This window comes from Rhodoplanes roseus (assembly GCF_003258865.1).
Classification (GTDB): Bacteria; Pseudomonadota; Alphaproteobacteria; order Rhizobiales; family Xanthobacteraceae; genus Rhodoplanes; species Rhodoplanes roseus.
Window position 1 is genome coordinate 14,885 of the sequence record NZ_NPEX01000115.1, and the last position, 2,496, is coordinate 17,380.

General features: G+C 69.6%; 4 protein-coding genes. 2 read left to right on the forward strand and 2 right to left on the reverse strand.

Annotated features, from left to right (window positions below; all coding sequences use genetic code 11):
- Both CH341_RS35920 and CH341_RS16910 read right to left on the reverse strand, forming a co-directional pair.
- Positions 1 to 281: J domain-containing protein (locus CH341_RS35920; protein ID WP_245431105.1), on the reverse strand; the 281-nt coding region annotated here is incomplete at its 3' end.
- A 141-nt stretch (positions 282 to 422) separates the two neighbouring features.
- Positions 423 to 995, reverse strand: coding sequence for an RT0821/Lpp0805 family surface protein (locus CH341_RS16910; protein ID WP_245431106.1), 573 nt, complete (start codon positions 993 to 995; stop codon positions 423 to 425).
- 15 nt (positions 996 to 1,010) lie between these two features.
- On the opposite strand from CH341_RS16910, the gene pdxH reads away from it, so the two are divergent.
- Positions 1,011 to 1,652, forward strand: coding sequence for a pyridoxamine 5'-phosphate oxidase (pdxH, locus tag CH341_RS16915; RefSeq protein WP_111420179.1), 642 nt, complete (start codon positions 1,011 to 1,013; stop codon positions 1,650 to 1,652).
- A 45-nt stretch (positions 1,653 to 1,697) separates the two neighbouring features.
- Positions 1,698 to 2,450: an SDR family NAD(P)-dependent oxidoreductase gene (locus CH341_RS16920; RefSeq protein WP_111420180.1), complete on the forward strand. Its 753-nt coding sequence runs from the start codon at positions 1,698 to 1,700 to the stop codon at positions 2,448 to 2,450.
- Positions 2,451 to 2,496: the final 46 nt, after the last annotated feature.

The window sequence follows — 2,496 nt, forward strand, 5'->3', positions numbered from 1 at the left end:
CCCCCCGGCCCGCCGGCGCCCGGCTGGGCGCCGAAGCCCTCGAAGCCGTGGAAGCGCGGCTTGCCTTCGGCGTCGATCTCGCCGCGGTCGAAGGCCTTGCGCTTCTTCTCGTCGCCGAGAATCTCGTAGGCCTGGTTGATCTCGGAGAAGCGCTTGGCGCTCTTCGGATCGTCCTTGTTCGCGTCGGGGTGCAGCTTCTTGGCGAGCTTGCGGAACGCGCTCTTGATCGCGCCCGCGTCCGCCGTCCGCGGCACCCCGAGAACCTCGTAGGGGTTGCGCATGCTCTCGAAACTCCAAAATCCGCCGGGGCCGTGTCGGGCCCGTTCGCGGTAAATGTGGGGGGAAGCGACGCTTTTCGCAACGCGGCGGCGCTCCGACGAGCCCATCTCGCGCGATTCCGACCGGCGAACCAAGCCCCCGCGTCAGGCCCGCTTCCACGGCTTCAGCCGCTTGACCTCCCAGCGGCCCGGCGCGATCCGGCAGGCGCCGCCTTGCAGCCACGTCTCGTTGCCGTCGCGCACGTGGCTCGCCAGGAAGTCGCGGCAGGTGCGCCCCTCGTCCTTGTAGGCCGCCGTGATCGGCGTGACGGTTCCGCGCGCGCCGGTCGCCGGGTTCTCCCAGGAGGAGCTCGTCGTGGTGCCGCTCTTGCCGAGCGCCTCGGCGATGGCGCTGCGGGCCACCGCGAGGTCCGCCTCGCCCGGCATCGCCGCCTCGGCCTGGGTCGCGACCGATGCGGGTGCGGCGCCTGATGCCGCGACACCCGGGACGCGCCGGCTGCCGATCGAGCCGGTGACGCCACCCTTGACCGGTTCCTCGTCTTTTCCCATCAGCGACCCCAATTGATAGGAAAAGCTGCAGCCGCCCAGCAGCAGCCCCACCGCGAGGACGAGCCCCGTTCCGGCAACGCCGATGCCGCATCGGCGGCATAGGCGGCCGGAAGCGTCGGGCCTATAAGGCCCGTAGCCGTCGGCGCGGGTCCACTGCGAGTCTGCCAAGAGGTGCTCCGAGACATGTCCGAGACACGTTCGATTGAACACACGAGCCGGTTAACGACTGGTGATTTCACCGAGGCCGACGAGCCGATCGCGCTGTTCGCCCAGTGGTTCGAGGACGCCAAGCGCAGCGAGCCCGCCGATCCGAACGCGATGGCGATCGCCACGGCCGATGCCGGCGGCATGCCGAACGTCCGGATGGTGCTGCTGAAGGGCTTCGACTCGCACGGGTTCGTGTTCTACACGCACCAGACCAGCCAGAAGGGCCAGGAGATCGCCGCCAATCCGTCCGCGGCCGCGGTGTTCCACTGGAAGTCCCTGCAGCGGCAGGTGCGGCTGCGCGGGCCGATCTCGATGGTCCCCGACGAGGAGGCCGACGTCTATTTCGAGAGCCGGCCGCGCCAATCGAAGATCGGCGCCTGGGCCAGCAAGCAGTCGACCCCGCTGGAGAGCCGGCTGGCGTTCGAGAAGTCGGTGGCCTATTACACGGCCAAATACGCGGTCGGAACCGTGCCGCGTCCGCCGACCTGGGTGGGCTACCGGATTGCGCCGCTCTCGATCGAATTCTGGCAGGATCGCCCGTTCCGCCTGCACGACCGGGTCGTCTTCAAGCGCGAGCGCCCCAGCGCGCCCTGGACCAAGTTCCGCCTTTACCCCTGACGTTTTCACCACCGACCGATTGACCGTCCGACCGAGGGGCCACCCATGAACACGCCGACCAGCAACCAGCCGCGCCGCACGCTCCTGCTCACCGGCGCCAGCCGGGGCATCGGCCACGCCACCGTGAAGCGCTTCTCGGCGGCGGGCTGGCGCGTGATCACCTGCTCGCGCCACGCCTTCCCGGAGAACTGCCCGTGGGCGATGGGGCCGGAGGACCACATCCAGGTCGACCTCGCCGACCCGGCCTCCACCCGTGACGCCATCGCCGAGGTGAAGCAGCGGCTCGACGGCGGCGAGCTGCACGCGCTGGTCAACAACGCCGGCATCTCGCCCAAGGACGAGGAAGGCGGCCGGCTGAGCACCATCAACACGACGCTCGACACCTGGCAGCAGGTGTTCCAGATCAACTTCTTCGCGCCCGTGATGCTGGCGCGCGGCCTGATCGAGGAGCTGAAGGCGGCCAAGGGCTCGGTCGTCAACGTCACCTCGATCGCCGGCTCGCGCGTGCACCCGTTCGCCGGCTCGGCCTACTCGACCTCGAAGGCGGCGCTCGCCGCGCTCACCCGCGAGATGGCGGCCGACTTCGGCCGCGTCGGCATCCGGGTCAACGCCATCGCGCCGGGCGAGATCGACACCGCGATCCTCTCCCCCGGCACCGACAAGATCGTCGCCCAGATCCCGATGCAGCGCCTCGGCACCACCGACGAGGTGGCCAAGATCATCTATGTGCTGTGCACCGAGACCTCGTCCTACGTGAACGGCGCCGAGATCCACATCAACGGCGGCCAGCACGTGTAGGCAACCGAGAGGCTCGCGTGTCCCGGGCGCGGCGCAACGCGCCGCG